We start from the raw sequence: 24,662 nt of genomic DNA, 5'->3' as shown, positions 1-24,662 counted from the left end.
ATTTTTTATCTATTTGTATCTTTGGGTATGATGCCGCATTTTCTTACGATTGACTGGATTTACGAGATGCACCAGGTGGAGATGCCGCTCCGCGTGGACGGGATTGCTATTCTGGATAATGTGCATCGTTTGCAGGAACCCTATGCGGGTTTTCGCCATCAGTTTGATGGGTTGCTGATTTCGTATTGTTTTGCGGGGAGTTTGTCGGCACAGATTAATTTTACGGAGTATGTGATGGAGGCGGGTTCTGTGGCGGTGGTATTGCCGCAGCTGGTGATTGATCCGGTGCGGGTTTCTGACGATCTGGAACTGGTTTCGATTGCGATGTCGCTGGATTTTATCAGTGCCTTTCCGGTGTTGCGTGATTTTATTACGAATAATGAGATTCGCTGGCATCCGGTGATCTGCCCTTCGGAGCTGGGTCATCATTTGTCGGAGGACTTTGTTTCGCTCTTGCGGAGCTATTATGCTACGGAGGGCTTGCCGGCGAAAAAGACGGTGCTGCAGTATCTTATTTTTGCGCTGATTGCTTCTTTGTCGGGTGCCTACGCTTCTTTGTCGCAGGAACGGGGTGTGGTGAAAAGCCGGAAGGATGAGATTATTGATGATTTTTATACGTTGCTTTCGCAGTTTTGCCGCCGCGAACGGAGTGTGTCGTTTTACGCTGACCGGCTGCATCTTTCGCCGCAATACCTGACGTCTCTGGTGAAACTGCATACGGGCAAACCGATTACGCTGTGGATTGAACATGTGGTGATGATGCACGCAAAGTCTTTACTGAAATCGACAACTTTGTCGGTGAACGAGATCAGCAATGAACTGAATTTCGGAGATGCTTCGCTGTTTTGCAGGTATTTTAAACGCTGCTCGGGCATGACTCCTAATGGGTTTAGAGGGAGGTAGTGGGTTGGGGGTACAGAAAAAACCTTCACTATAAAATGAAGATTTAAGACAATTACACCAACTAAAGGATATTAAAAAGCTTGGATATAGCTACTCCAAATATTGATAAGCCGGGAGTTGTTAAATCCTAAATTCAATAATCTATTTTAAAAGAAAAATTATAAGAATCGGAGATGCTTAAAGCTACCTCTTCGGATTGCTGCATTTTTATTTTTCAGATTACGGTTTACTTTTTTGTTGAAAAGCAAAATATATAATAATTGCACTAATAGACATTAAAATGGATGCCAGAAAAAATGGTGCTCCTGAAAATTCAAATGGCGCTTGGTCATGTGTAAAGTAATAGAACAGGTTGGTCATCATTGGAGGACCTATAATAGAAGTAGCACTTACTAAACTTGCTAATGCTCCCTGAAGTTCGCCCTGTTCATTTGAAGGAATATTTTTACTGATGATTGATTGTAGTGCCGGTCCACAGATTCCTCCTAAAGAGTATGGGATAAGGAAAACAAACATCATCCAACCTTGATTGGTAAATGCAAATAGCATGAAGCCCAAGGCATAGAATAGCAACCCAAAATATACACTTTTCTGTTCTCCTAATTTTGGGATTGTCCATCTTATTAGAACTCCTTGTACGAATCCAAGCAAACCAAGTGATAAGCCTACGGTTCGTTCTGTCCAATTAAATTTATACATGGTAAAGAAATGCCAGTTACTTTGTACAGCATGAAGAGCGACATAGACCAAAATTAAAGCAACCACAAGGTTTGATATTTTTGATTGTTTTCTCAAAAAATTAAATGTTCCAATAGGATTTGCTCGTTTCCAATTAAATGGTCGACGTTTATCTTTTTCTAAACTTTCTGGTAGTATAAATAATCCATAAAGAAAATTCATCATGCATAATATAGCAGCAACGTAAAAGGGAACTCTTGCTCCATAATGTCCAAGCAAACCACCAATTACCGGACCTATAATAAACCCTAGTCCAAAAGCTGCACCTATTAAGCCGAAATTTTTGGTTCTATCTTCATCGGTGGATATGTCGGCTATATAGGCACTAGCTGTTGAAATACTTGCTCCAGTAATACCGGCGATGATTCTTCCAAAAAATAACTAAGCAATGGAAGGCGCAAGTGCTAATAGTATATAGTCAATAGCGAATCCAAAAAGAGAGATTAAAATAATTGAACGTCTTCCATATTGATCACTGAGATTGCCTACTATAGGTGCAAACATAAATTGCGTAATAGCATAAGCGAAGCCAAGCCAGCCTCCATATTTTGCTGCTTCACTAAGATCACTGTGGATAAGTTCTCCAATGAGTTTAGGGACTACGGGAAGTATGATGCCCCAACCTGTAATATCAATCAACAACGTGATAAATATAAATCCAATAGCTGCCTTTTTATCTGTTTTTTTCATGCTGTAAAATTAAACAGCGATAAAAAGATAGTATTGACAATTTAAGGGCGTTTAGGTACGATTTGAAAGCTAATCATGCTCAGCGATCTGTAAACGGATATATTATTCTTCGTTTCTATACGTTTTTGGCGACACGCCTACTATTCTTTTAAAGTATCTGCAAAAGATACTTGTTTCTTCGAAATGAAGTTCATTGCTAATTTCTTTAATGGATAAATTAGAAGATTTTAATAATGTTTTAGCATGTAGAACGGTGATATGATCAATCCATTGTAATGCAGATTTTCCGGTTTTCTGTTTCAGGAAAGAAGAAAGATATTGTGGTGTTAAATGTAGCTTTTCAGCATAAAATGCAACGTTTCTTTGTTGGTGAGCATGCTTTGAAATTAGGAGATAAAAATCGTCTATAATCTCATGTGTTCGGTTTTTTACAACACTTTTGTTATTCGGTAAATCAGAATATACTTCAGAAATCATGCTAATTAGAACCATAACAAGATGCCGTAGCATTTGTGTTTTATTAGGACTCGGTTTTTTATGATAGAAGCTTTGTATAAGTGTCAACAATTCATTTTGGAGCTTCATGTCTTCAGGTTGAAGCCTGATAATGGGTTGCCACCTGATTTCATTATTCATTACAAACTCACGTAGAATGGGAAATTCTGTAATAAAATCCAATGATAGACCAATTGTTACTATTTCTGCATCTTCACTCAATGACTTTGTTTCGATCATCAACTGCGGTTGTAAAATAGCAATATCGCCCGTGTTTATCTCATACTCTAAAAAATGGATGTGCGATTTCATGGATCCTTGTACCATGAACCCTAGTAATAAGCCATCAAACAGACGACTGTGACTTGTATATTCCTTATTGGGACCATTTTGTTGACTAAGCACAATTATCCCTTCCGTCTTTTTTGAAGGATCGAGATTGTACAATTTATAGACATTATCTAAAGTTATAAATAGAGCCATGTACAAATATCCAAAAACGCAGCTAAAAACGCACTAAAATAAATTACGGAATAGCAGTTTTACTATCTGAAAAATGGGGATTTATAAAATCATGAAGTAGATTGTGCATAACCATGCTGTTTTAGTAAGTCATTCCGGATACTTTCTTGTAGCACCACTGATGGCTATTATTTTTGGTGATGAAGTTGGTTTATATTTTCCTATGAATGATTTAATTCTTTCAAATACTCCCATTCCTTTGTCAAGTTGATTTTCTGCGGATCGTACTGAGCTTCTCATTCCATGGATAAACAAAAAAAGCAACTCTTTTGAAGTTGCTTTTTTTTGTGATCCCGCTGGGATTCGAACCCAGGACCACTACATTAAAAGTGTAATGCTCTACCAGCTGAGCTACGGAATCTTCCCTTAAACATTTAGGAAATAAACCCTGTTGTTTAATGTGGTGCAAAAGTACTAAATGATTTTATTTCTGCAAACTTTTAGTAACAAAAAATTCAAAAAAGACATTAAGTAACTGTTATACAGCTTAAAAAAAACACGGTTCAAAGTCATTAAAACCTTAATACAACATAAAAATAAGCAAATCAGATTATCTTAATGTTTTTGCAAAAAAAACAAAGCACAGATATCAAAACGAAATTTTTTAAATTAACTTTTCATTCGAATTGTTTTTTTATTAATTTCAAATCGAAATTAATGTTAAATAACGCACTAACTTTTATTTTTTTAGTTTTCAGCTTACAATTATCAGCTAATAGCCTTAGTATAAACAAAGCTGTCATCCCAAAAACTACGATAAATCAAACATTGTCGCAAGAAACTACTTACGACAGTACTGAAGTAAGTGTGTACCTTGATGAAATAGCCTCAAAAAAAGACAAACGAAACTACAAAACAGAAACAATTGAGATTTTTAAAATAGCTAAAGCCTTAGATTTCAAAAATGGTATTGCTAAAAGTTTCTTTTTAATGGCCGAAGCTTTTTTTGACGAGAGGAATTACGATAAGGCAATAGAATATTACCAAAAAGCACAGAACATTTATATTAAATTAAACAATAAGCAACGGGATGCTGATTGTTCTTTTAATATTGCCTATAGCTATGATTTAGGGCAAAAGTCTGAACTGGCAATAGAAAACTACAAAAGTTCACTAAAAAAATATGAAGAAATAAATGACCTTAACGCCATGGCTAATATCTACACCAATATGGGTATTATTAGTGATTATATTGGCGACTATAGCAATGCTGTAAAATTTTATATTAAATCATATGAAATTGATAGGACATTAAATAATCCAGATGAATTCGCTCTTCATCTCAACAACATAGGCCAGGTTTTCAATTCCATAAAAATATACAGTAAGGCAATAGAGTATCTTAACAAGAGTATTAAATTGTCTAAAGAAAATGGGGATGATTCTACTTTAAGCTATGCTTATGTTGGTCTTAATAATGTTTATCTAAATATGGACAGCATAAAACTGGCTAAAATATATATAGATAAGGCTATCAAACTACAACACGAGATAAAAGAGAGAGATTATTTTTTACTCAGCATATCGTATACAGACCGGGGGCGGGTTCTTATTCGACAAAAAAATTACGAGGAGGCTGAGGTTTGGATAAAAAAAGGATACAATATAGCCCAAAAGGAAGACCTCTCCTACTGTATTATGTATTCTTCTGCTTATTTGGTAAAGCTCTATAACAGTCAGAAACTCTTTAAACAAGCTGAAAAAACGGCAACAAAAGCGCTTGAATTGAAAAAAGCAAACAATATGGTTCCTATCAGAGTCATTCTTTTAACTCAATTAAAAGAGACTTATGCCCAACAAGGTTTATTCGCTAAAGCTTATCAAATACAGGAAGATATCCATGAACTAAACAGGGTAAACACTTATGAATCTCATGTAAATAATATCACAGAACTATCAGCTAATTTGGATATTAACCAAGCTCGTAAAATTAACGAAATCAAGGTTACTAAACAAAAAGAAGCATTAATGATTAAGATTGAAAAGCAAAAAATTGTAATCTTTTTCTCCATACTTCTTTTAACTAGTCTGGCACTACTTTCTTTAAATAACATAAAAAACCATAACAATCTAAAAAAGGTAAATCAGGATCTTACTTTAAAAAACAAGGAAATAGAAGAACATCGGAAAGAAATAGATAAACAGTCTAAAGATTTAGCAAACCTTAATGAATATAAAGATGTAATATTCACTATTATATCCCATGATCTTAGAAAGCCTTTATCACACCTAACATCTATTCTTGAACTTATAGAGAATAATCTTATAGATGAGAAAGAACTTGCTAAGTTGGTGCCTAAAATCTCCAATAATGTAAGAGACACCACTCAGGTTCTAGATAGTTTATTGATTTGGGCAAAATCTCAGTTGAAAGGTTTTAACTTAAAAATCACAACAAAAAACTTGCATCATTTTATCGATGAAAGACTAGAAACACTCCGTCATTTTGCCAAAGAAAAGAACATTACCATATTAAATGAAACAGACAAAAATCGTGTAGTAGCTATTGATGTTTTACTTACAAACATCATCATTAGAAATCTGGTTCTTAATGCTATAAAATATTCCAATGATTATCAACAAATAATTATCTCTTCACACGAAGAAAAAGGCTGCATTACTGTAAATATTACAGATCAGGGAGTGGGTATTAAAGAAGAGCAATTACAATCACTTTTTGATGGGCAAATAGCAAGCACATTAGGTACCAGAAAAGAAAAAGGCACTGGCCTTGGCCTGTTTTTCTGTAAAGAGCTGGTATTAAAAAGTGGAGGTAATATTTTTATTAATAGCACTGTAGGTAAAGGTACGACAGTATCTTTCACCATTCCTAATTATTCGTAATTTTTTTATTCGCTTTATAATAAATCAGAAAAAACAACGTATATTAACCTAGTTATTAATGCATTGTATAAAACATACTTCTATATTTATTTATAGGGTATTTAAAAGAATTTTCAAGTAAAAAAGTTTTAAAGAAGATTTGTGATATGAAGAAAGACTTGAAGAAATTAGAAAAAATTTCACTAATTTATTTACTCCCTTTAGCCTTATTATTCATCATTTCCTTTATAAGCTGGACAAATGTAAACTCCCATCATAAACAATTAAATACTGATTCGACTGCAATTACGACAGTAGCTACACAAAGTGAGAATCCTTCTTTTGATAAGTACCTGACAGACATATACAGTTCCATAGGCTTACAACAGGTTGGACTAACTTTTCCAGTATTTGAAAAAGCGTTAACAGGTTTTATTAATCTTAAACAGGAAAAACATCTTAACCGAGAAAAAGAGGTTCTTACCATCATTGATTTCTCTAAATCAAGCAAAGAAAAAAGAATGTGGATTATTGATCTAAAAAACAAAGTGATGCTTTTGAACACCTATGTTGCGCATGGCAGAGGTAGTGGAGATGATTTAGCTACCAGATTTTCTAATATTGCTGAATCTAACCAAAGTAGCTTAGGTTTTTATGTCACCAATGAAACTTATTTAGGTAAACATGGTCTTTCTTTAAGACTGGACGGTTATGATAGAGGAGTTAATAATTTAGCAAGAGACCGGGCCATAGTAATACATGGCGCTTCTTACGTAAGTAAAAATTTTATAGACCAACATGGAAGATTAGGAAGAAGTCAGGGATGTCCTGCGGTTCCGGTAGAATTAACATCTGAAATTATTGAAATAATAAAAGGAAAGACTTGCATATTCATTAACGGAAATAACACTAACAATTATCGATCTGTATTCTTGAATGAAGAAAAAGCAGAAAACAATTTTCTTCACGCAATTAACTCATAACAAACAGAATACATTATTAAACACTAGTATAAAAACATAGATTTTATAGTATATTTGAGAATGAAAAAAACATCTCTTATACTACTATTGGCTTTTTCTTCTATAATTAGCCTACCCGTTTTGGCAAAAAAATCTGATAAGTATTTTCTTTTCATTGGCACCTATACCAAAACCCAACAAAAAGGAATTTTTGTATATGAGTTTGATACAAATAATGGCTCACTAACACCTGTTAGTCACACGGAAAACATATCGAATCCCTCTTTTCTAACCATTAATAAAAAAGGAGATAAAGTATTTAGTGTTAGCGAAAATTTTGAAGGTGGTGTATATGCTTTTGATTTTGATAAAAAATCGGGAAAACTGACTCTTATTAATGAAGAAAAAGTAAAAGGGCAACATCCTTGTTATATTACGCTTACCAAAGACGAGAAGAATTTGGTTGTAGCAAACTATAGCAGTGGTAGTATAAGCATTTTTCCAATTAAAGAAAATGGAGAGATAGGTAAACTTAGTCAACAGATACAACACGAAGGCAAAAGTATAAAACCCGAACAAAAATCAGCACACGCGCACTCTGTTGTTAATTCTCCGGATGGACAAAAAATTTACTCAGCAGATTTAGGTTCAGATAAAATATTTGTATATGATTACAAAAATAACAGCAAGCAACCTTTAAACTCAAATACTCAACAAGCATTTATATCTACACAAGCTGGTACCGGACCAAGACATTTTACTTTCAACAAAAAAGGAAATAAGGTTTATTTAGTAGGCGAACTTAATGGCCATGTTATAGTATATGACCACACCTCAAATGGGCTGAAAGAGATACAGAGTATAAATATGAACAATAAGGACTTCAAAGGTGTAAACGGAGGTGCAGATATTCATTTATCTCAAGATGGTAATTTCCTTTATGTTAGTAACAGAGGTTCTGTAGACGAAATTGTAATTTTCAAGGTTGACCATAAAACAGGAAAGCTAACTAAAATTGGTGTTCAAAAAACATTAGGGGTGCATCCGCGAAATTTCGCTATTGATCCTACAGATTCTTTTTTATTGGTTGCCAACCAAAATACCGATAATATTATTGTATTTAAAAGAGATAAGCAAACCGGTTTATTGGAAAAAACAGGACAGGNTTATAAATAGAAAGAGCGGTAAATCAATTGATTTACCGCTCTTTCTATTTATATGATATAAAACTTTACTATTTATCCGCTGAAAGCGTAATTTTAAAATTAATCTCATCAGCTATAAGATCGTCTTTCATTCCTTCGTACTGCACTCCCCAATCTTTTCTGTTAATATTAAAATCTGCATTAGCAGTAAAAGCTTTATCGGTATTAGAGGTAATTTCTACTGGGAAACTGATATTTTTAGTAACCCCTCTAAGCGTTAAATTACCAGACACCTGTGCTCCTTGAGGTGTAGCATCTTTAACTTCCGTTATTTTAAATGTGCTTATAGGGTTTGCCTCTACTGCAAAAAAATCATCGCTTTTTAAATGATTCTCCAGTTTGTTTTTATATTCATCGTTACCTTGTAAATCTTCATTTAAAATAGAGTGCATATCAATAGTAAAATCACCTCCAGCTAGCTTATTATCATCACTAATCACTATATGTCCACTTTGAATTTTAACTGTACCTGTATGCGAACCGGTAACTTTACTGCCAGTCCAACGAACAACAGAATGTTCTGCATTAATATTATAAGTATTGCCTAACACATTAATTGTGTCGCTTATTTCATCTGTAGTATGTGCTTTATCTCCTTTAGGGTTATTTGTACAAGCAGCCAAAAATGCTACACATAAAACCGGTAATGCTAGTTTTTTCATAATTTTTCTAAAAATTTTTAGGGGTTACCAATTAATTATTAAACGTTAAAATATAGTTCCAATGGTTAAACAAACACAAAACACACAAATAAGTTTTAAAAAAAATGTGCGTTAACAAACAATATTTCCTAATTTACGATTTTCTAGCGTAAGACCTAATTATTATAATACGATAAATATATACTGATGAAATCGTTTTTTTCCGTTACTATTATAGTTCTGTTAGTAACAAAGACATCATTTGCTCAAATACAAGATTCTACAAAACACTTAAACGAAGTAAAGGTATCTGCCTATTTAGAAGAACAACCCTTAATTAGCCTACCATCATCTGCTTACGGATTACATAAAGAAAACATCCGAGAAAGCACTGCTAGCTCCTTATTACCCGCATTAAATAATGTTAGTGGAATAACAATGGAAGAACGTTCTCCTGGCAGTTACAGACTTTCTATACGTGGTAGTTTATTACGTTCGTCTTTCGGGGTACGTAACATAAAGGTATATTATGACGATTTTCCTTTGACAGATGCAGGCGGCAATACCTATTTAAATCTTATTGACCAAAATACATTAAGAAGTATTGAAATTCTGAAAGGTCCGGATGGAAGTTTATTCGGTGCCAATTCCGGTGGAGTAATCTTACTCAACAGTTTTTCTGAAAAACAAGGGTTTGAAGGAGGGATAAATGGTGGATCGTACGGACAATTCTCTCAATACGTAAATGGGGACATAAAAAACGGAAAGCATTCCATGAGCTTTAACCAGGCTTACCAAAGAAGCGATGGCTATCGTGTTAACACCGCTACAGAACGTCTGTTTGTACAAACGCAACAACGGTGGCAATATCACAAAAAAGGCGAAATCAAATTTTCAGGTTTTTACGCAGATATGAATTACCAAACACCAGGTGGCCTTACATTAGCACAAATGCAAGAAAACCCCAAAGCTGCAAGAGCAAATGCTCGTGAACTTGGCGTAGGTATTTTCAATAAAACGTTTTTTGGTGGTTTATCTCATCAACGAAATTTTGGAGAACGTTTCAAACATGTTATCTCTATATCTGGAATAATATCAGACTTCAAGAATCCATTCTTTACCAATTACGAAACCCGAAAAGAGAATTCTTTTTCTCTTCGCACTTATCTGGAATTGAAAAACAAACCTACAAATGCTTTTAATTATCAATGGAATATAGGTTGGGAATTTCAAAACGGAAGTGCCGACATCATCAATTATAAAAATAGTGCCGGTACAGCGGGCGATTTAACCAAAGCCGATCAACTCAAGAATCAAACCCAGTTTATATTCAACAGATTTGCTTTCAGACTTGGGCAAAAGTTTAAAGGAGAAGCTTCTTTAAGTGTTAATTTCGGAAATATGCATTTCGAGAACATGCCTCAATCTACTGAGCTTTATAAAGGAAAAACAACTTTTGATCCTATATTAATGCCCAGAATATCGGCTTCCTACCTCCTCACTCCTCACCTTGCTGCCAGAGGAATTATAAGCAAAGGTTATTCTTTACCTACTACAGCAGAAGTAAGGGCCGATGATGCTATTATTAATCCTGATCTTAAAGCCGAAGAAGGTTGGAATTACGAAACGGGAATTAGGTTAAACAATAACAACCATACTCTATTTATGGATGTGAATGTTTACTACTACAATATGACTAACGCTATTGTAAAGAGAGTAAATCCGCAATCAGAATCTTATTTTATAAATGCTGGTGGCACAAAACAGAAAGGTTTAGAGTGGCAAATTAACGCTATACTTTTCCAAGCAAATCACTTTTTCATTAACACGGTAAACCTCAACTCAGGAATTACTTATTCTGACTTTAAGTTTACTAATTACGTTGTCAATACTGAAAACTATTCGGGAAATAGACTTACCGGAGTGCCTAAATTCACATTTTCGAACGCTTTAAATATTAATTTCATTCAGAATTTATCTCTTTTTGGTCAGTACAGATACAACGGAAAAACATCTTTAAACGATGCTGCGACTATTTTTGCAGACGATTACCATTTAGTAATGCTTAAAGCTGGCTGGAAAAAAAAGCTGAACAATAAAACACTACAATTTTATTTTGGTGCTGACAATGTATTAAATCAGACTTATAGTTTAGGAAATGACCTGAATGCTTTTGGTAACCGTTTTTATAATCCGGCAGCAAAAAGAACCTATTTTGGAGGTATGCGCATTACTTTTTAAGATTTGATAACATTTTAATCGGGTCTTTTACTATTGAGTTTCTTAGATTTGATTGAATAAAAAACTATTATGGAATACAGAAAATTAGGAAATACCGATTTAAAGCTCTCTGCTATTGCTTTTGGCGCATGGGCTGCTGGTGGTTGGATGTGGGGTGGTTCTGACGAAAACGAAGCTATAAAAGCTATCCAATCAGGCTTTGATGAAGGAATGACATCTATTGACACTGCTCCTATTTACGGACAGGGACATAGCGAAATTATAGTGGCGAAAGCTGTTAAAAACCTTGGAAGGGATAAAATACAAATACTGACTAAATTTGGTATGAGATGGGATTTGGCTAAAGGCTATTTTGGATTTAAAAGCAAAAATAACGCTGGTGAAGATATAGATATTTATAAATATGCAGGGAAAGAAAGTATCATCAAAGAATGCGAAGATTCTTTAAAAAGATTAGGTACTGACTACATTGATCTTTACCAAATACACTGGCCAGACATTACCACACCTATACATGAAACTTTTGAAGCGATTTCTAAATTAATAAATGACGGAAAAGTGCGTTACGCTGGAGTTTGCAACTATAATCTTGAACAAATGATTGAGGCTGAGAAAACCTTAAATATAGTTTCTAATCAAATTCCTTACAGTATGGTAAGAAGAACCATTGAAAAGGAAATTGTTCCTTATGTATTAGAAAATCACAAAGCTATATTAGCTTATAGTCCATTAGAAAGAGGTTTACTGACCGGAAAAATAAAGGAGGGGTATCATTTTAACGAAGGAGATCATAGAGCGGAACATCCGTTATACCAAAAAGAAAATTTGGTTAAAGTAAATCAATTCTTATCTACCTTACTTCCCTTGGCTCAGGAAAAAAACGCAAGTTTAAGCCAATTGGTGTTAAGATGGACAATAGACCAACCTGGTATTACTGTGGCCTTAGCAGGAGCCAGAAATGCAGAACAAGCTATACAAAATACCCAAGCAGCAAATATTAAGTTATCTAAAGAAGATATACTTTTAGTGAATACAGAAATTGAAAAACTGAAACTAGCTTAACTAGCATCAAAGATGCTGAACTTGATTCAGCATCTCTTGGTGGAAAGGATAAACAAGCCGTTTTTAGCAATTCGCTACCCAAGTCTACAAATCCTGAAACAAGTTCAGGATAACGTAATTACATACAGTTCTTAACGTTACATTTATCACTACTAAAAATAGCTTAATAGGATTACCGCAGCTTACTAAATATGTTGTAAAATATTTACAATTTTCCCGAATGGGTCTTTCACAAAAAAACGTTTACCCCCCCACTCCTCTTCCGTAAACGGATAAACAATTTCGAAACCGGCAGTTTTCATTTGTTCGTACAATTCACCTATAGCCTCAACTTCAATAGATAATTCTGGAACTGGAGTTCCATTACCTCCTTCTGTTGCAACACTAATTTGTACTTGCATCTGGTTATCATTACCATAAGTTTTTATCCAACCATGATCCATTAACACATCTAGACCCAATATTTCTCCATAAAAAAGGGTTGATTGCTGTATGTTTTCAGTCGAAATATTGGTTACTATTCTTTTTACTTTACTCATTTGATTTCTCAAAAAACGAGGTCTTATAGTTGTTAATTTTTCTAAGATAATTAAAGAGATCCCAAAAACAATTGCTACATTTTACAGTTTTACTAAAAAACATTATCACTTTTTAATAGAAAAACTACCTATGGGATGGATTTATTTAATTATAGCAGGCTTATTTGAAATAGGATGGCCTTTAGGCCTCAAACTTTCACAAGAAGGATCTTACAAAATATCTGGTCTAACATTAGCCATTATTTCAATGAGTATTAGCGGATATTTTTTATGGGCAGCACAAAAGACTATCCCTATTGGTACTGCGTATGCAGTTTGGACGGGTATTGGTGCTTTTGGCACTTTCCTGATAGGCATTTTATTTTTTAACGATTCGGCTACAATATGGCGTGTGCTTTCTGCTTTCTTAATTATAGCTGGGGTAGTAGGTTTAAAATTCTCTTCTTAAACCACACAGCGTTATAGATGTAATATAGTGTAAACCGTAACTTAGCAGAACCTTCAAAAGCAAAGTATTTTATACAACAAATACTAATCATTTTTATTATTCATTTTAATTTAAGTATATTTAAATAAGGTAAGAGATTGACAAAATGCCGGCAAAACAAATTTATTATTGAGCCGGCATTTATTTTTACAATTCAGACTCTAACCTTCTCCTTATTGCATAGAATGAAAGCCTATTGTATTTCCTTCCGTATCTATAGCTATTCCGCAAAATCCGTGAGGTTCTATAGAAAACTTAGATTGTACAACCTTCCCCCCTGCTGCTTCTACTTTTCCCAACTCTACAGCACAATCTTCACTACCAAAATAAGGCACTACGCTATTACATCCAGGTTTCTGCTGAGCACTTTTCACCAAACTCCCACCACAACCAAACACTTTTTCTGATCCGGGAAAGAAAACCATCTGCTCATCTGCTACACTATCTGGACTGGTTAAATAACTCATTTCTATGTTTAAAACGGTCTCGTAAAAACGTACCGCTCTATCCAGGTTATCTACATATATTTCTATATGTACAAAGGGATTATATTCCATAAATAAAGCTTTAATTGATTAATTTAAACTTTCGTACTTTTTATTACTGATTTTCAACATGTTTTTTGAAATTGTTGAGTATGGATTGCCAACCTTCTTTTTGCATCTCCAGACTGTTCATATTTTCAGGTTCAAAACGTTCGTTTATTTCTACTCCTTCCGGTACAGATTTAAAATAAATCTCTACTTTTCTTCCATCTCCCATAGTATAGGCAATCTGCTGATGAGGTATAATATTGGTATACTCGCCTTCAAAATCGAAAGAAAAACTTCCATCTTTTGCAGCCATGGTATAAAAAAATTTCCCTCCTATGGTAAAATCATTTTCTGCTTTTGGGCAATGCCATGACGGCATTGCCGTATTCCATTGCTTCACCGAATCTGGATTATTCCAGGATTCCCAAACATGTTTTATATCTGCTTGGATAATGGCAGATATTTTTATAGCATTTTCATTCATATTGATCTATTTTTCTGTATGATGACTTATCATCCATTGAATACCATATCTGTCTGCAAAAACTCCAAAATAGTCTCCCCAGAACATATCTTCCATAGGCATTTCTATAACACCATCTGCTGAAAGTGAATTAAATATCCTATCGACCTCCACTCTGCTATCGGTATGGATAGATACATAATAATTGTTTCCAACTTTTAATTGATGGCCTGCAGACTCCAATATATCTGATGCCATTAATATTACACCATTGGCTAATGTTAAAGAAACATGCATAGCACAATTTTTTTCATCAGCTGGTAAATTCTCTCCAAAAGGGGTTTCGTTCATCCGTTGCAGATACAATTCTCCTCCTAAAACAGATTGGTAAAAGTTGAATGCTTCTTCGGCCTGGCCTTTGAAGTTTAAATAAGTGCTTAGTTTTAACATAAATATTTATGGTTTATTTTTATTGATTAATTGTTGACATATCCATATAAATAGCATTCCACCGGTGTCCGTCTAAATCTGTAAAAGCCATTCCATAAATACCTCCCTGTACAAATTGTGGCTTACTAAACACATTTCCACCAGCCTCTATAACCTTTTTTGTCAGTGTATCTATTTCTGCTTTACTTTCTAAATCTATAGAAATCATCATTTCGCTACCTTTCTGAGTATCCACATTTTTGGATTATGTAATATTTTCGAAAACTTTCTCGTCAAAAAGCATCATAACTATCTGTTTTTCTCCTATTTTAAAAGAAGCAGAAACCGGACTATTCCCCTGTTCTCCAGGCACAAAACCTATTGCCTTAAAAAACTCACCAGATTTTTCAAGGTCTTTGACAGGTATATTAAACCATGCTGATTGTATCATAACTTTTGCTTTTGTTATAAACAAATTTAGGCTGTTACCTTTTTATTTCAAATGGTTGCTTTTGACAAAAAAAGTGGCTATTTGAGACATTTTTTTATCTTTATAGCTGTACACTGAAATTGTAATCCCATGAACCTATGCATTTTACTAACCAAAAACTACCGATTACTTAGCTTAGCCGCTATTATGGATGTTTTTGATACGGCCAACTCTTACCTTATACAGGATGGAAAAACACCGTTATTTTGCATTAAACTTATGGGCATTCAAGAAAGTGACGAAAATGAACTACATAATTACCGACATCTTTTTCACACTGTACACGACCAAAATGTAAAACCAGACCTAATTTTAGTACCTGCTTTTGGCAATGGTAACATGATGGAGAACTTGGCTAAAAACACCCCCTTTATTCCCTGGTTAAAGCAACATTATAATAATGGAGCTACCATAATGAGTGTATGTACGGGTGCTTTCTTATTAGGTGCTTGTGGATTGTTAAACGACAGAACGGCCACCACTCATATAGATGCCATTGATGCCTTTTCACAGGCATTTCCTGAAGTAAAACTAATGCCTCATGCTGTGGTAACACAAAGTGATCAGATTTATACTAGCGGTGGGGCTACCAGTAGTTTTCATCTTAAACTACTCATTATACAAAAATATGGTGGACGGGAGCTGGCTTTACGAGTAGCCAAAACTTTTGCCATTGACATGGACCGCAACAATCAGTTATATTTTGAATATTTTAAACCTGAATTAAGTACAGACGATCTTGTACGGTCTTTACAAGTTATCTTTAATACCCGCTATCAGCAACTAAAAAACGTTGAAGAGGCTTTGGATGAAATTCCGGCTAGCAGACGAAATCTATTACGTCGTTTTAAACAGACTACAGGCCTTACTCCCATAAAATATTTACAAAAAACTAAAATTGAAGCAGCTAAACAAATGCTTTCTGAAACTCAAAAAGACATTGCCGATATTATGCTGTTATCTGGATATCAGGATATCAAAAACTTTAGACAATTATTTAAATCTTTTACCGGACTTACACCAAAAGCTTATAGAAATAAGTTTAAACTGATAAGCTAACTTTACATAAAGGGTGATATTAATCGGACTAAACGTTCTGACATTTTACGGTAGGTTGATCTTTTCACCCAATCCTGATAACTTAATTTAGTAGAGTATTTTAAATCTTTATCAAAGGCATCAGCCAATTCCCCTGCTATTTCTTTATCGTATATCAATGCCGCAATTTCGAAGTTAAGGTCAAAACTTCTTAAGTCAAGATTCGCAGTTCCAACAGATGCCAGTTTTCTATCTGTAACGAATGTTTTAGCATGTATAAAGCCCTTTTCATACATATAAATTTCTACACCAGCTTTTAACAAATCTTCAAAATAAGCTTGCGATGCCAGATTAACTATGTAAGAATCTCCTTTACGCGGAACCAACAGTTTTACTTTTATACCACTAAGTGCAGCTATAATTAAACTTTCCTGCAAACTATCATCGGGAATATAATACGGAGTGGTTAACAAAACTTCTGATTGTGCCAAATGAATGGATTGGATAACGGAATAAAGAATATTAGGAAGATCTGAATCTGGTCCGCTGGAAACAACCTGAACGTCTGCTGTTCCATTGTATTTTTCTGTTTCTATTTCAGGAAAATATTTTTGGTTGATACTCAAATCCTGATTTCCGCAAAAATTCCAATCCGAAAGAAATATTTGCTGTATAGATTGTGTGGCTAACCCTTTAATCATTAAATGGGTGTCTCTCCAATACAGTTTTGTATTTTCGGTATTGGCATATTTATCAGCTATATTTATTCCTCCTATAAATGACGTTACACCATCTATGACTACAATTTTCCTATGGTTCCTATAATTCAGTCGGTTTGCCAGAGCTACCAACTTTATTTCGTTAAAGGGATAAGCCTGTACCCCTTCTCTACGTAATTCTCTCGCTATATTTCTTCTGATATTTTTACTTCCAAAATCGTCATATATAAACCTAACTTCTATTCCCTCTTTTGCTTTGGCTATTAATATATCTTTGATTTGGTTACCTATTACATCGTTATCATAAATGTAATATTCCATATGGATGTGTGACTTTGCCTTTTGAAGCTCTTCTATCAATAACGGAAACACTGCTTCTCCATTAATAAGCACTTTTACGAGATTATCAGGCAATACCAACGCATTACCTACATTTTTATTGGAAAGCAAGCGTACCAAATCTCTGTTCTGACGGATTACAGAATTGGTAGACTGACGAAGTTGTTCGTTAACTATTTTAATATTATTCTGAAACTGCTCTTTTATTCCCTCATCTATAACCAGTTTTTTATTATATATCTTACGTTTCCTGTAATTAATACCAAACGAAAAATAGAATACAATACCTACTACAGGTACAAAAATGGCAAATAGTAAATATGCTAATGTTTTACTGACAGATCGTGTATCGTAAATAATCCGGAGACATACGGCTATAAGAACAAGCAGGTATACCAATTCAAAAATCAGAACCAACTTTGTTTGCTCAAATAATGGACCGCCCCATTCACCCCATAATTGGTTTAAGTCTTCCAACATAGATATTAGATATTTCTACTAATATAAACTATTGGAACCGTAATTGGTTTCCAAAAATTGCTGATAAACTTATAACTCTCCTTTTATAGTTTGGTTAATGGTAGCAACAATTCTGTATAAATCCTGCGGTATAAATGGTTTGGTTAAAACGTAATTCATTCCTGCATCTAAAGCTGCTTTTTTCTCTTCTTCCAATACTGCCGCAGACATAGATATAATAACGACATCTTTTTTCTCTCCATCAAACTCTTTTCTGATACGTTTTGTGGTATCATATCCACCAAGATTAGGCATATAGGTGTCCATTAGAATAAAGTCGTAATCATTTGCTTTCATCTTTTCCAAAACTTCCAATCCATCTTCAACTACATCATAACCTATATTCCATCCGGCCAATACTTTAGCTACAATAAACTGATTGATTTTATTATCCTCGGCAATCAATGCTTTTAAGTCTACAAAAGGTTTTAAAAGTTCTTTCTCATCTGTTTTTACTATAAGCTGTCCCTCATGATGGGCTATTCTCTTAAATTGAAGTGTAAAAGAAAAAGTAGTCCCTTTACCGTATTCACTCTCAAAATCAATCTCTCCATCCTGCATTTCTACCAGCTTTTTAACTATACCTAAGCCTAATCCGGTACCTCCATATTTAAGACTGGTATCTTCTTCTGCCTGCTCATAGAGTTCAAATATCTTTTCTCTACGCTCTTTCTGAATGCCAATTCCTGTATCCTCAACCTCAAACTGTACAGTTGCTACATTTCCATTTTCTTCTATAACTTTTGCTCTTAATGTAACATGTCCTTTTTGCGTAAATTTGATAGAGTTACTCAATAAATTCATCAGAATTTGATTCAACCTTAATGGATCGGTTTCTACGTAACGAGGTACATTTTCGTCTATTTCAAGATTAAGATCAAGTAACTTTTCATCGGCTTTAACCTGCATCAACTGTATTGCTGACCTCAATAAATGATGAAGGTTGATTTCTTTCTTCATCAGGCTAAACTTTCCTGAAGCAATTTTAGATAAATCCAAAATATCGTTTACAACTCCCAGCAGCGATTGCGAAGATAGTTCCAACAAATTAATCATTTGCCGCTGAGATTCTTCCAGAGGTGTTTGTTTCAACAAATTGGCTATCCCTATAATACCATTTAAAGGTGTACGCAATTCATGACTCATATTCGCCAGAAAACGTTCTTTCACCATTCTTGCTTCTATAGCCTCTTCTTTAGATGAAATTAGCCTTTGCTCATATTGTTTTTGCAACGTATGGTCGCTGATATTAAAAAAGTATTTTTTCTGCTTATAGGTAACCCTGCACTCTGTCCAAACCAGTTCGCCTTCTTTATTTTTTAGTTGAAATTCAAAAGTGTGTTCTCTATGGTTTTGAAGTTGTTCCAACTCGGCATCAAACTGAACAGTCGAGGTTTCTTCTATTAAAGTATAAACACATTGGTTCATCAGCTCTTCTACAGAAAACCCCAATATATTGCTGACTGCCGGATTTAACTCTTCAATTTTTTTACTTTCCTCATCTACAACACAAATTAAATCAGCAGAATTAGCGATAATAACAGAATACCGCTCTAAAGCCAGATTTTTATTTTTAATATCTCTCTGGGCTTTGGCCAGCTGGATAAACGAATCTACTTTCGCCAAAGTAGTGCTCGGATCTAAAGGTTTATAGAGGTAATCTATTGCCCCGGTAGAAAGCCCTTTTACGGCATATTTACTTTCTTTAGAGATAGCCGTAACAAAAATAATGAGGATATCTTTTGTACGCGGATTTGATTTTAGCATTTCCGCCAATTCAAAACCGTCTATATTGGGCATCTGTACATCAATCAATGCTAAGGATATACTCTGATCCCACGCTAATTTGAGAGCATCATTTGCCGATATTGTCTTTATTATATGGATATCATCTCGCTGGATTAATGCTTCCAGCGCTATCAGATTTTCTTCCTTATCGTCAACTAAAAGAACATTAATTTTTTCCATTCTGATAATCTAAACTTAAAAGATATTTAATAATCTCCTTTGTTTTTAAAACCTTTGTTTGTGCATTTTGGTTCATTGCTGCCCTTGGCATTTCTATAAATTTAGCTTCTTCTAAATCTTGTACTATAGTTTGTCCACCTTGTTTTTTAATAGCCTGCAACCCGTTAGCACCATCACTATTTGCTCCGGAAAGCAAAATACCCAATAAATCTGATGCATAAATATCTGCTGCGCTCTCAAATACTACATCTATACTGGGACGGCTAAAACATACTTTTTCTGACTCGTCCAGTGAAAATATATGTTCTTTTTCTATTAACACATGATAATCTGGCGGACAAAGATAGGCTATTCCGGGCCTTATCACTTCTTTATCTGATATTTCTTTAACCGGAATATTTGTTTTACGGCTTAAAATACTATCAAAATCATGCTGAACGGTATACTTTCGATGGATAACAATTAATATGGGTATACAAAAGTCCAAAGGCAAAGCCTGCAATATTTCCAAAATAACGTAAAAAGAACCTGCCGACCCCCCTATTGCTATTAACTCCACCTTTTTACTCATATTTTTTGATAAATATTTTCGTATGCGTCTATTACCCTAAGCCTTTCTCCTATTTCTACAGAACGTATGGTTTCTTTTGAACCTAAAACTAAAAATCCCAACGGGCAGAGACTGTCTATTAATAAATTAAGTACCCTATCTTGTAGTTCTTGTTGAAAATAGATCAATACATTACGACAACTAACCAACTGAAATTCGTTAAACACTCCATCAGACACCAAATTATGTACCGAAAATAATGCATTATTCTTAAGTTCTTCGGTTATGGTCGCATTATCATATAATACGGTGTAATATTTCGAGAAAGGCCCTTTTAATCCTACTTTATAAAAGTTTTCTGCATAAGCTTTCATCTTTTTCAAAGAGTATATCCCTGTTTTTGCTTCTTCTAAAACTTCCTGATTCACATCTGTTCCGTAAAAAAAACTTCTATCATAAAGTCCCATCTCCTTAAAAAGGATAGAAAATGAATAGAGTTCTTCGCCACTGGAAACCCCGGGATGCCATACTTTTATCCGTTGGTAAGATGACAGATAAGGAATTACATTTTCTCTTAAGCTCTGAAAAAGGCTGGCATCTCTAAACATTTCTGTCACGTTTACAGTAATCTCGGTAATCAGAAAATGTATAAAACTATTGTCATTAACAATTTTGTCCTTAATATCAAAAAGGCTCCATTTGTTAAGGTTAATAATACGTTCGAACCTTCTTTTAAGCGATGCCTTGCTGTAAAGAGAGAAATCGAAACCAAATCTCATCCTGATCATCACGACCAGTTCGTCTAATTCTTCGTAGGTTATATTAGTAAGTTTGCTCACAGGTAAATGTTCTTGGTTATGATATCCAAATTTTTATCAATGATATTAACTGATCTATATTTATAGGTTTAACAATATAATCATTTGCTCCTGCAGCAATACTCTTTTCCCTATCGTCTTTCATTGCCTTTGCTGTAAGTGCTATAATAGGCAGGTTTCTCCATTTATTACTTTTTCGAATGTTTTGCATGGTTTCATAGCCATCCATTCTGGGCATCATAATATCCATTAACACAATGTCTACCTTATTAAGTTCGGCCAACCTATCTAACGCTTCCACCCCATCATTGGCAATCTCTACTTTTAAACCATAACCGTCTAAAATAGCGCTGATAGAGAAAATATTTCTCATATCATCATCTACAAGAAGTACTACTTTATTTTCAAGGTTATTATCTGTATTCTGATCCTTTAGTACTTGTTTTGTGTTTTCAGGTTCTGCTGTTTTCACTTTATGCAAAAAAAGGTTTACCTCATCTATCAACCTATCCGCAGATCTCGGCGATTTTAATACTGTTGCATCCGAGTATTTTAACAGTTCTTTAAGTTGGTTTTGAGTAAGCTCCATTGCTGTATTGATGATAACAGGAATATTGGGTTTCAATGATTTTATCTCTTCCAATAATGCAGTTCCATCCATATCAGGAAGTTTCAAATCCAGTATAACGCAATCAAAGGATCTGGAGCTTAACATTTCTAGTGCCTCTTCTCCTGAAAAAGCTTGCAATACCTGTATATTTTTATCAGCAAAAAGATCTTTTAGCCCTTCGCTTTGTTCTAACTGGTCTTCTACCAGCAATACCTGCTTCAATGATATAACAGCTTTATTTATATACTGTTCAAAAAGCTCTTCAAGATGATGTTTCTCTAACGGTTTCTTCAAAAAAGACACCGCTCCTTCTTTTTGTGCTTTTGTTTTTGGAAAATCTCCGGACGACATCATGTGTACCGGTATTTGTGCAATTAACGGGTTCTTTTTAATATTTGACAACACTTCCCAACCATCTATTCCAGGTAGCATAACATCCAGTAAAACTGCATTGGGCAAATGTGCCATCATCTCTTTCTCGATAGAATCTCCCTGATAATATTGCTTGGTTTCAAAACCACTCTTTTGGGCATAATCTGTCAGCAAATCATTAAACATGATATCATCTTCTACCACAAATAGTAATGGTGTTTCCCGTTTAGGCATTTCCATTAAAGAAGTTTGCTCTATTTCTGATTTAACTTCTACTTTTTCAGATTTTATTTGCTTTATAAAAGAGTGTGATGTTTGTACTACCGTTTGTTTTATATCATTGGAAGGGTTTAAAGGCATACTTAAAGTAAATGCACTGCCTTTACCTGGCTCACTCTGTAAAGAGATAGCGGCATTCATTAATCGTGACAGCTCTCTGCTAATAGACAAGCCTAATCCTGTCCCACCATATTCACGATTAGTAGCTCCATCTACCTGCTGGAATGCCTCAAAAATAAGTCGTTGTTTTTCTAAAGGAATACCTATTCCCGTATCTTTTACGGTAAAATTAATACGATCGTTTTCTTGCTGTATAATTACTTCTACACTTCCTCCTTTAGGGGTAAACTTGAATGCATTAGACAACAGGTTTTTAAGTATTTGCTCTAACCGTTGTTTATCCAGATTTATTTGTTCTGGTAATACGCCTATTTTATTGATAATAAAGTCAACGCCTTTATTTTTGGCTACTTCTTCAAATAGCTGAAACAAGTTATCTTCTATTACTGCCAGCGGGGTATTTTCATTATTAAGCTCTATAAAACCCGATTCTATTTTAGACAAATCAAGTATGTCATTAATTAACGACAATAAATCGTTACCAGCTCTATGTATAACACTGGCATATTTTTGCTCTTCCTCAGAAAGTCTTTGAGCTTTGTTTTCTTTAAGGATCTTAGCCAGAATAAGAATACTGTTTAAAGGTGTACGGAGTTCGTGACTCATATTGGCCAAAAACTCAGACTTATAATGATTGGCCTGTTCCAGCTCTTTCATTTTCACTCCGAGCTCATTCTTAGCCTTCTCTGTTTCCTGATAGCTATTTTCTAGTACTCTGGCTTTTTCTTCCAGTTCTATATTAATTTGGCGTAGTTCTTCCTGCTGTACTCTTAATTCTTCCTCAGACGCTTGTAACAATTCAGTTTTGGAAGTCAATTCTTCGTTACTTACACGCAATTCTTCTTGTTGGCTTTCTAACTCTTCGGCCTGTTGTTGCGTTTGTTCAAACAAATCCTGAAGCGTTTCGCGGGACTCAGCCGTGTTTACTGCCACGCCTATTAATTGTGCCGAACTGGTAATAAATATTTTAGATTGATCTGATATAGAATCTAAAAAACCAACTTCCATTACTCCTTTTAACCTATTGTCAAAATAAAAAGGTACCACAATACTTTGTATAGGTTTGGTCTGTAACAAGCCTGTTTTTATTTCCAGATTTTCTATAGCATCACCTTCCAGTATAACATGTTCTTTTTCTTTCACCAATTGCCCTACCCAACTTTCGGAAAGTTTAATCTTACGACGGGTATGTTTTGTAATAGTTACCGCATATCCGGATGTTAATTTTAAAATATCCGGTGCATCGGTATCTACCAAATAAAGAGCCCCAATATTTCCATTTGCGTATTTACATACACTGCTAATAATGTTCTCTGCCATAGACTTAACAGAAAGCTCACCCTGTAATTGATCATTAAGCTTACTGATACCGGTTAATAACCAATTTTTGTCTTCGTTCTTTTTATTAAGCTCTTCTAGCGATTGGTTTATCTGTTTTATCTCTCTTCTTGCCTTAAGTTGCGCATTAAACGCTCTCATAACATTTTTAAAGAGCACAAAAACAATCAGGAAAATAATTAAGGTACCAAAAATGATAACAGAAATAGCTAAAGAAACAGATCTTTTTGACGCTTCCTTTCGTTCTTGCAATAAATCGGTAAGAGACAGATTAATCTCATAAGAAATAGACTTGATATCTGCCATATATTTTCTTGAAACCTCAGCCTGTTCCAAGTCATTACTCTTCCCCTCATAGCTCTTTTCTTTAATGGCTATCAGGTCGCTCATAGCCTTTATTTTTAAACGTATAGCTTTTTCTAAACGAAAAACCTGTTCTTCATTTCCTCTGGCATCCTTTACCAATAATTTAAGGTCATCTATCAGCGATTCTAACTCACCAACAGATATAGTATAATTATCTAAAAAAGCTCTGTTTCCTCTTAGTATATATCCACGCTGATTAGATTCGGCATCTGCCAAAACAGCCATCAACTCATTATTTTTTTTAATGATATGTTCTGTATGGGTTACCCAATCATAATCTTTCTGAACTCCTTTTAAACTTAAATAAGAAGAAAGACCTACTAAAGCCACCAAAATGACTGAAACTCCTATGCCCACAAAAAGTTTTGTGCGTACCGACCACTTCATAAAGTTATTTTGCTAT

The 24,662-nt window shown here is 34.4% G+C and carries 22 protein-coding genes, 1 tRNA gene and 1 pseudogene; 8 read left to right on the top strand and 16 right to left on the bottom strand.

Translation table 11 applies throughout. The annotated features are described in order from the left end of the window. Window positions 1-27 precede the first annotated feature (27 nt). Window positions 28-903, top strand: coding sequence for an AraC family transcriptional regulator (locus ACFSAH_RS12445; RefSeq protein ID WP_379663071.1), 876 nt, complete (start codon window positions 28-30; stop codon window positions 901-903). Between the two features lie 219 nt (window positions 904-1,122). Here the strand turns inward: ACFSAH_RS12445 and ACFSAH_RS12440 are convergent. The 4 genes and pseudogenes from ACFSAH_RS12440 to ACFSAH_RS12425 all read right to left on the bottom strand — a co-directional run bounded on the left by ACFSAH_RS12440 (window position 1,123) and on the right by ACFSAH_RS12425 (window position 3,709). Beyond that, a pseudogene (locus ACFSAH_RS12440) lies at window positions 1,123-2,331 on the bottom strand (TCR/Tet family MFS transporter). Window positions 2,332-2,433: 102 nt separating this feature from the next. Then, entirely contained in the window at window positions 2,434-3,309 is an 876-nt protein-coding gene (locus ACFSAH_RS12435; RefSeq protein WP_379663070.1) for a helix-turn-helix domain-containing protein, read from the bottom strand. Window positions 3,310-3,438: 129 nt separating this feature from the next. Further along, window positions 3,439-3,588, bottom strand: coding sequence for a hypothetical protein (locus ACFSAH_RS12430; RefSeq protein ID WP_379663069.1), 150 nt, complete (start codon window positions 3,586-3,588; stop codon window positions 3,439-3,441). Window positions 3,589-3,636: 48 nt separating this feature from the next. Then, window positions 3,637-3,709 (bottom strand) — tRNA-Lys (locus tag ACFSAH_RS12425). Between the two features lie 296 nt (window positions 3,710-4,005). On the opposite strand from ACFSAH_RS12425, the gene ACFSAH_RS12420 reads away from it, so the two are divergent. From ACFSAH_RS12420 to ACFSAH_RS12410, 3 genes are all read left to right on the top strand, one after another. Next, window positions 4,006-6,192, top strand: coding sequence for a tetratricopeptide repeat-containing sensor histidine kinase (locus ACFSAH_RS12420; protein ID WP_379663068.1), 2,187 nt, complete (start codon window positions 4,006-4,008; stop codon window positions 6,190-6,192). A 146-nt stretch (window positions 6,193-6,338) separates the two neighbouring features. Continuing rightward, window positions 6,339-7,154 (top strand): murein L,D-transpeptidase catalytic domain family protein, encoded by an 816-nt coding sequence (locus ACFSAH_RS12415; RefSeq protein ID WP_379663067.1) that lies wholly within the window; start codon window positions 6,339-6,341, stop codon window positions 7,152-7,154. A 60-nt stretch (window positions 7,155-7,214) separates the two neighbouring features. After that, on the top strand, window positions 7,215-8,309 hold the full coding sequence (locus tag ACFSAH_RS12410) for a lactonase family protein (protein WP_379663066.1): 1,095 nt from the start codon (window positions 7,215-7,217) through the stop codon (window positions 8,307-8,309). Window positions 8,310-8,367: 58 nt separating this feature from the next. On the opposite strand, the gene ACFSAH_RS12405 is transcribed toward ACFSAH_RS12410, so the two are convergent. Next, complete coding sequence (locus ACFSAH_RS12405) at window positions 8,368-9,000, bottom strand: YceI family protein (RefSeq protein WP_379663065.1); 633 nt, start codon at window positions 8,998-9,000, stop codon at window positions 8,368-8,370. A 186-nt stretch (window positions 9,001-9,186) separates the two neighbouring features. Between ACFSAH_RS12405 and ACFSAH_RS12400 the strand changes: the two genes are divergently transcribed. Both ACFSAH_RS12400 and ACFSAH_RS12395 read left to right on the top strand, forming a co-directional pair. Further along, on the top strand, window positions 9,187-11,220 hold the full coding sequence (locus tag ACFSAH_RS12400; protein ID WP_379663064.1) for a TonB-dependent receptor: 2,034 nt from the start codon (window positions 9,187-9,189) through the stop codon (window positions 11,218-11,220). A 69-nt stretch (window positions 11,221-11,289) separates the two neighbouring features. Further along, window positions 11,290-12,282, top strand: coding sequence for an aldo/keto reductase (locus tag ACFSAH_RS12395; protein ID WP_379663063.1), 993 nt, complete (start codon window positions 11,290-11,292; stop codon window positions 12,280-12,282). Between the two features lie 185 nt (window positions 12,283-12,467). Here ACFSAH_RS12395 and ACFSAH_RS12390 read toward each other — a convergent pair whose 3' ends face one another. Next, entirely contained in the window at window positions 12,468-12,821 is a 354-nt protein-coding gene (locus ACFSAH_RS12390; protein ID WP_379663062.1) for a VOC family protein, read from the bottom strand. A gap of 130 nt (window positions 12,822-12,951) precedes the next feature. On the opposite strand from ACFSAH_RS12390, the gene ACFSAH_RS12385 reads away from it, so the two are divergent. Beyond that, window positions 12,952-13,269, top strand: coding sequence for a DMT family transporter (locus ACFSAH_RS12385; RefSeq protein WP_379663061.1), 318 nt, complete (start codon window positions 12,952-12,954; stop codon window positions 13,267-13,269). Between the two features lie 212 nt (window positions 13,270-13,481). On the opposite strand, the gene ACFSAH_RS12380 is transcribed toward ACFSAH_RS12385, so the two are convergent. Genes ACFSAH_RS12380 through ACFSAH_RS12360 form a run of 5 tightly spaced genes read right to left on the bottom strand, consistent with a single transcriptional unit; the run spans window position 13,482 to window position 15,184 of the window. Beyond that, the gene (locus tag ACFSAH_RS12380; protein WP_379663060.1) at window positions 13,482-13,865 is read right to left on the bottom strand and encodes a VOC family protein; all 384 of its coding nucleotides are present in this window, start codon (window positions 13,863-13,865) and stop codon (window positions 13,482-13,484) included. A gap of 43 nt (window positions 13,866-13,908) precedes the next feature. Next, a complete protein-coding gene (locus ACFSAH_RS12375) occupies window positions 13,909-14,325 on the bottom strand; it encodes an SRPBCC domain-containing protein (RefSeq protein ID WP_379663059.1) in 417 nt (138 codons plus the stop codon). A 6-nt stretch (window positions 14,326-14,331) separates the two neighbouring features. Beyond that, the gene (locus ACFSAH_RS12370; protein WP_379663058.1) at window positions 14,332-14,754 is read right to left on the bottom strand and encodes a VOC family protein; all 423 of its coding nucleotides are present in this window, start codon (window positions 14,752-14,754) and stop codon (window positions 14,332-14,334) included. Between the two features lie 19 nt (window positions 14,755-14,773). Next, window positions 14,774-14,989 carry a VOC family protein gene (locus ACFSAH_RS12365; RefSeq protein WP_379663057.1) on the bottom strand — a complete coding sequence of 72 codons (216 nt, stop codon included), beginning with the start codon at window positions 14,987-14,989 and terminating at the stop codon, window positions 14,774-14,776. A 9-nt stretch (window positions 14,990-14,998) separates the two neighbouring features. Beyond that, complete coding sequence (locus ACFSAH_RS12360) at window positions 14,999-15,184, bottom strand: VOC family protein (protein ID WP_379663056.1); 186 nt, start codon at window positions 15,182-15,184, stop codon at window positions 14,999-15,001. A gap of 129 nt (window positions 15,185-15,313) precedes the next feature. Between ACFSAH_RS12360 and ACFSAH_RS12355 the strand changes: the two genes are divergently transcribed. Beyond that, the gene (locus ACFSAH_RS12355; RefSeq protein ID WP_379663055.1) at window positions 15,314-16,282 is read left to right on the top strand and encodes a GlxA family transcriptional regulator; all 969 of its coding nucleotides are present in this window, start codon (window positions 15,314-15,316) and stop codon (window positions 16,280-16,282) included. A 2-nt stretch (window positions 16,283-16,284) separates the two neighbouring features. Here ACFSAH_RS12355 and cls read toward each other — a convergent pair whose 3' ends face one another. The 5 genes from cls to ACFSAH_RS12330 all read right to left on the bottom strand — a co-directional run bounded on the left by cls (window position 16,285) and on the right by ACFSAH_RS12330 (window position 24,646). Further along, a complete protein-coding gene (cls, locus tag ACFSAH_RS12350) occupies window positions 16,285-17,799 on the bottom strand; it encodes a cardiolipin synthase (protein WP_379663054.1) in 1,515 nt (504 codons plus the stop codon). 69 nt (window positions 17,800-17,868) lie between these two features. Beyond that, complete coding sequence (locus ACFSAH_RS12345; protein ID WP_379663053.1) at window positions 17,869-19,806, bottom strand: response regulator; 1,938 nt, start codon at window positions 19,804-19,806, stop codon at window positions 17,869-17,871. Further along, a complete protein-coding gene (locus ACFSAH_RS12340) occupies window positions 19,793-20,377 on the bottom strand; it encodes a chemotaxis protein CheB (RefSeq protein WP_379663052.1) in 585 nt (194 codons plus the stop codon). Before ACFSAH_RS12340 ends, ACFSAH_RS12345 begins: the two co-directional genes overlap by 14 nt. Continuing rightward, a complete protein-coding gene (locus ACFSAH_RS12335) occupies window positions 20,374-21,195 on the bottom strand; it encodes a CheR family methyltransferase (protein WP_379663051.1) in 822 nt (273 codons plus the stop codon). Before ACFSAH_RS12335 ends, ACFSAH_RS12340 begins: the two co-directional genes overlap by 4 nt. 16 nt (window positions 21,196-21,211) lie before the next feature. Beyond that, complete coding sequence (locus ACFSAH_RS12330; protein WP_379663050.1) at window positions 21,212-24,646, bottom strand: response regulator; 3,435 nt, start codon at window positions 24,644-24,646, stop codon at window positions 21,212-21,214. Window positions 24,647-24,662 lie beyond the last annotated feature (16 nt).

It is taken from the genome of Pseudopedobacter beijingensis (assembly GCF_042678145.1).
Lineage (GTDB): Bacteria > Bacteroidota > Bacteroidia > Sphingobacteriales > Sphingobacteriaceae > Pseudopedobacter > Pseudopedobacter beijingensis.
Note: the sequence above shows the minus strand (reverse complement) of the source record. Positions and strands in the feature narration are given on the sequence as shown.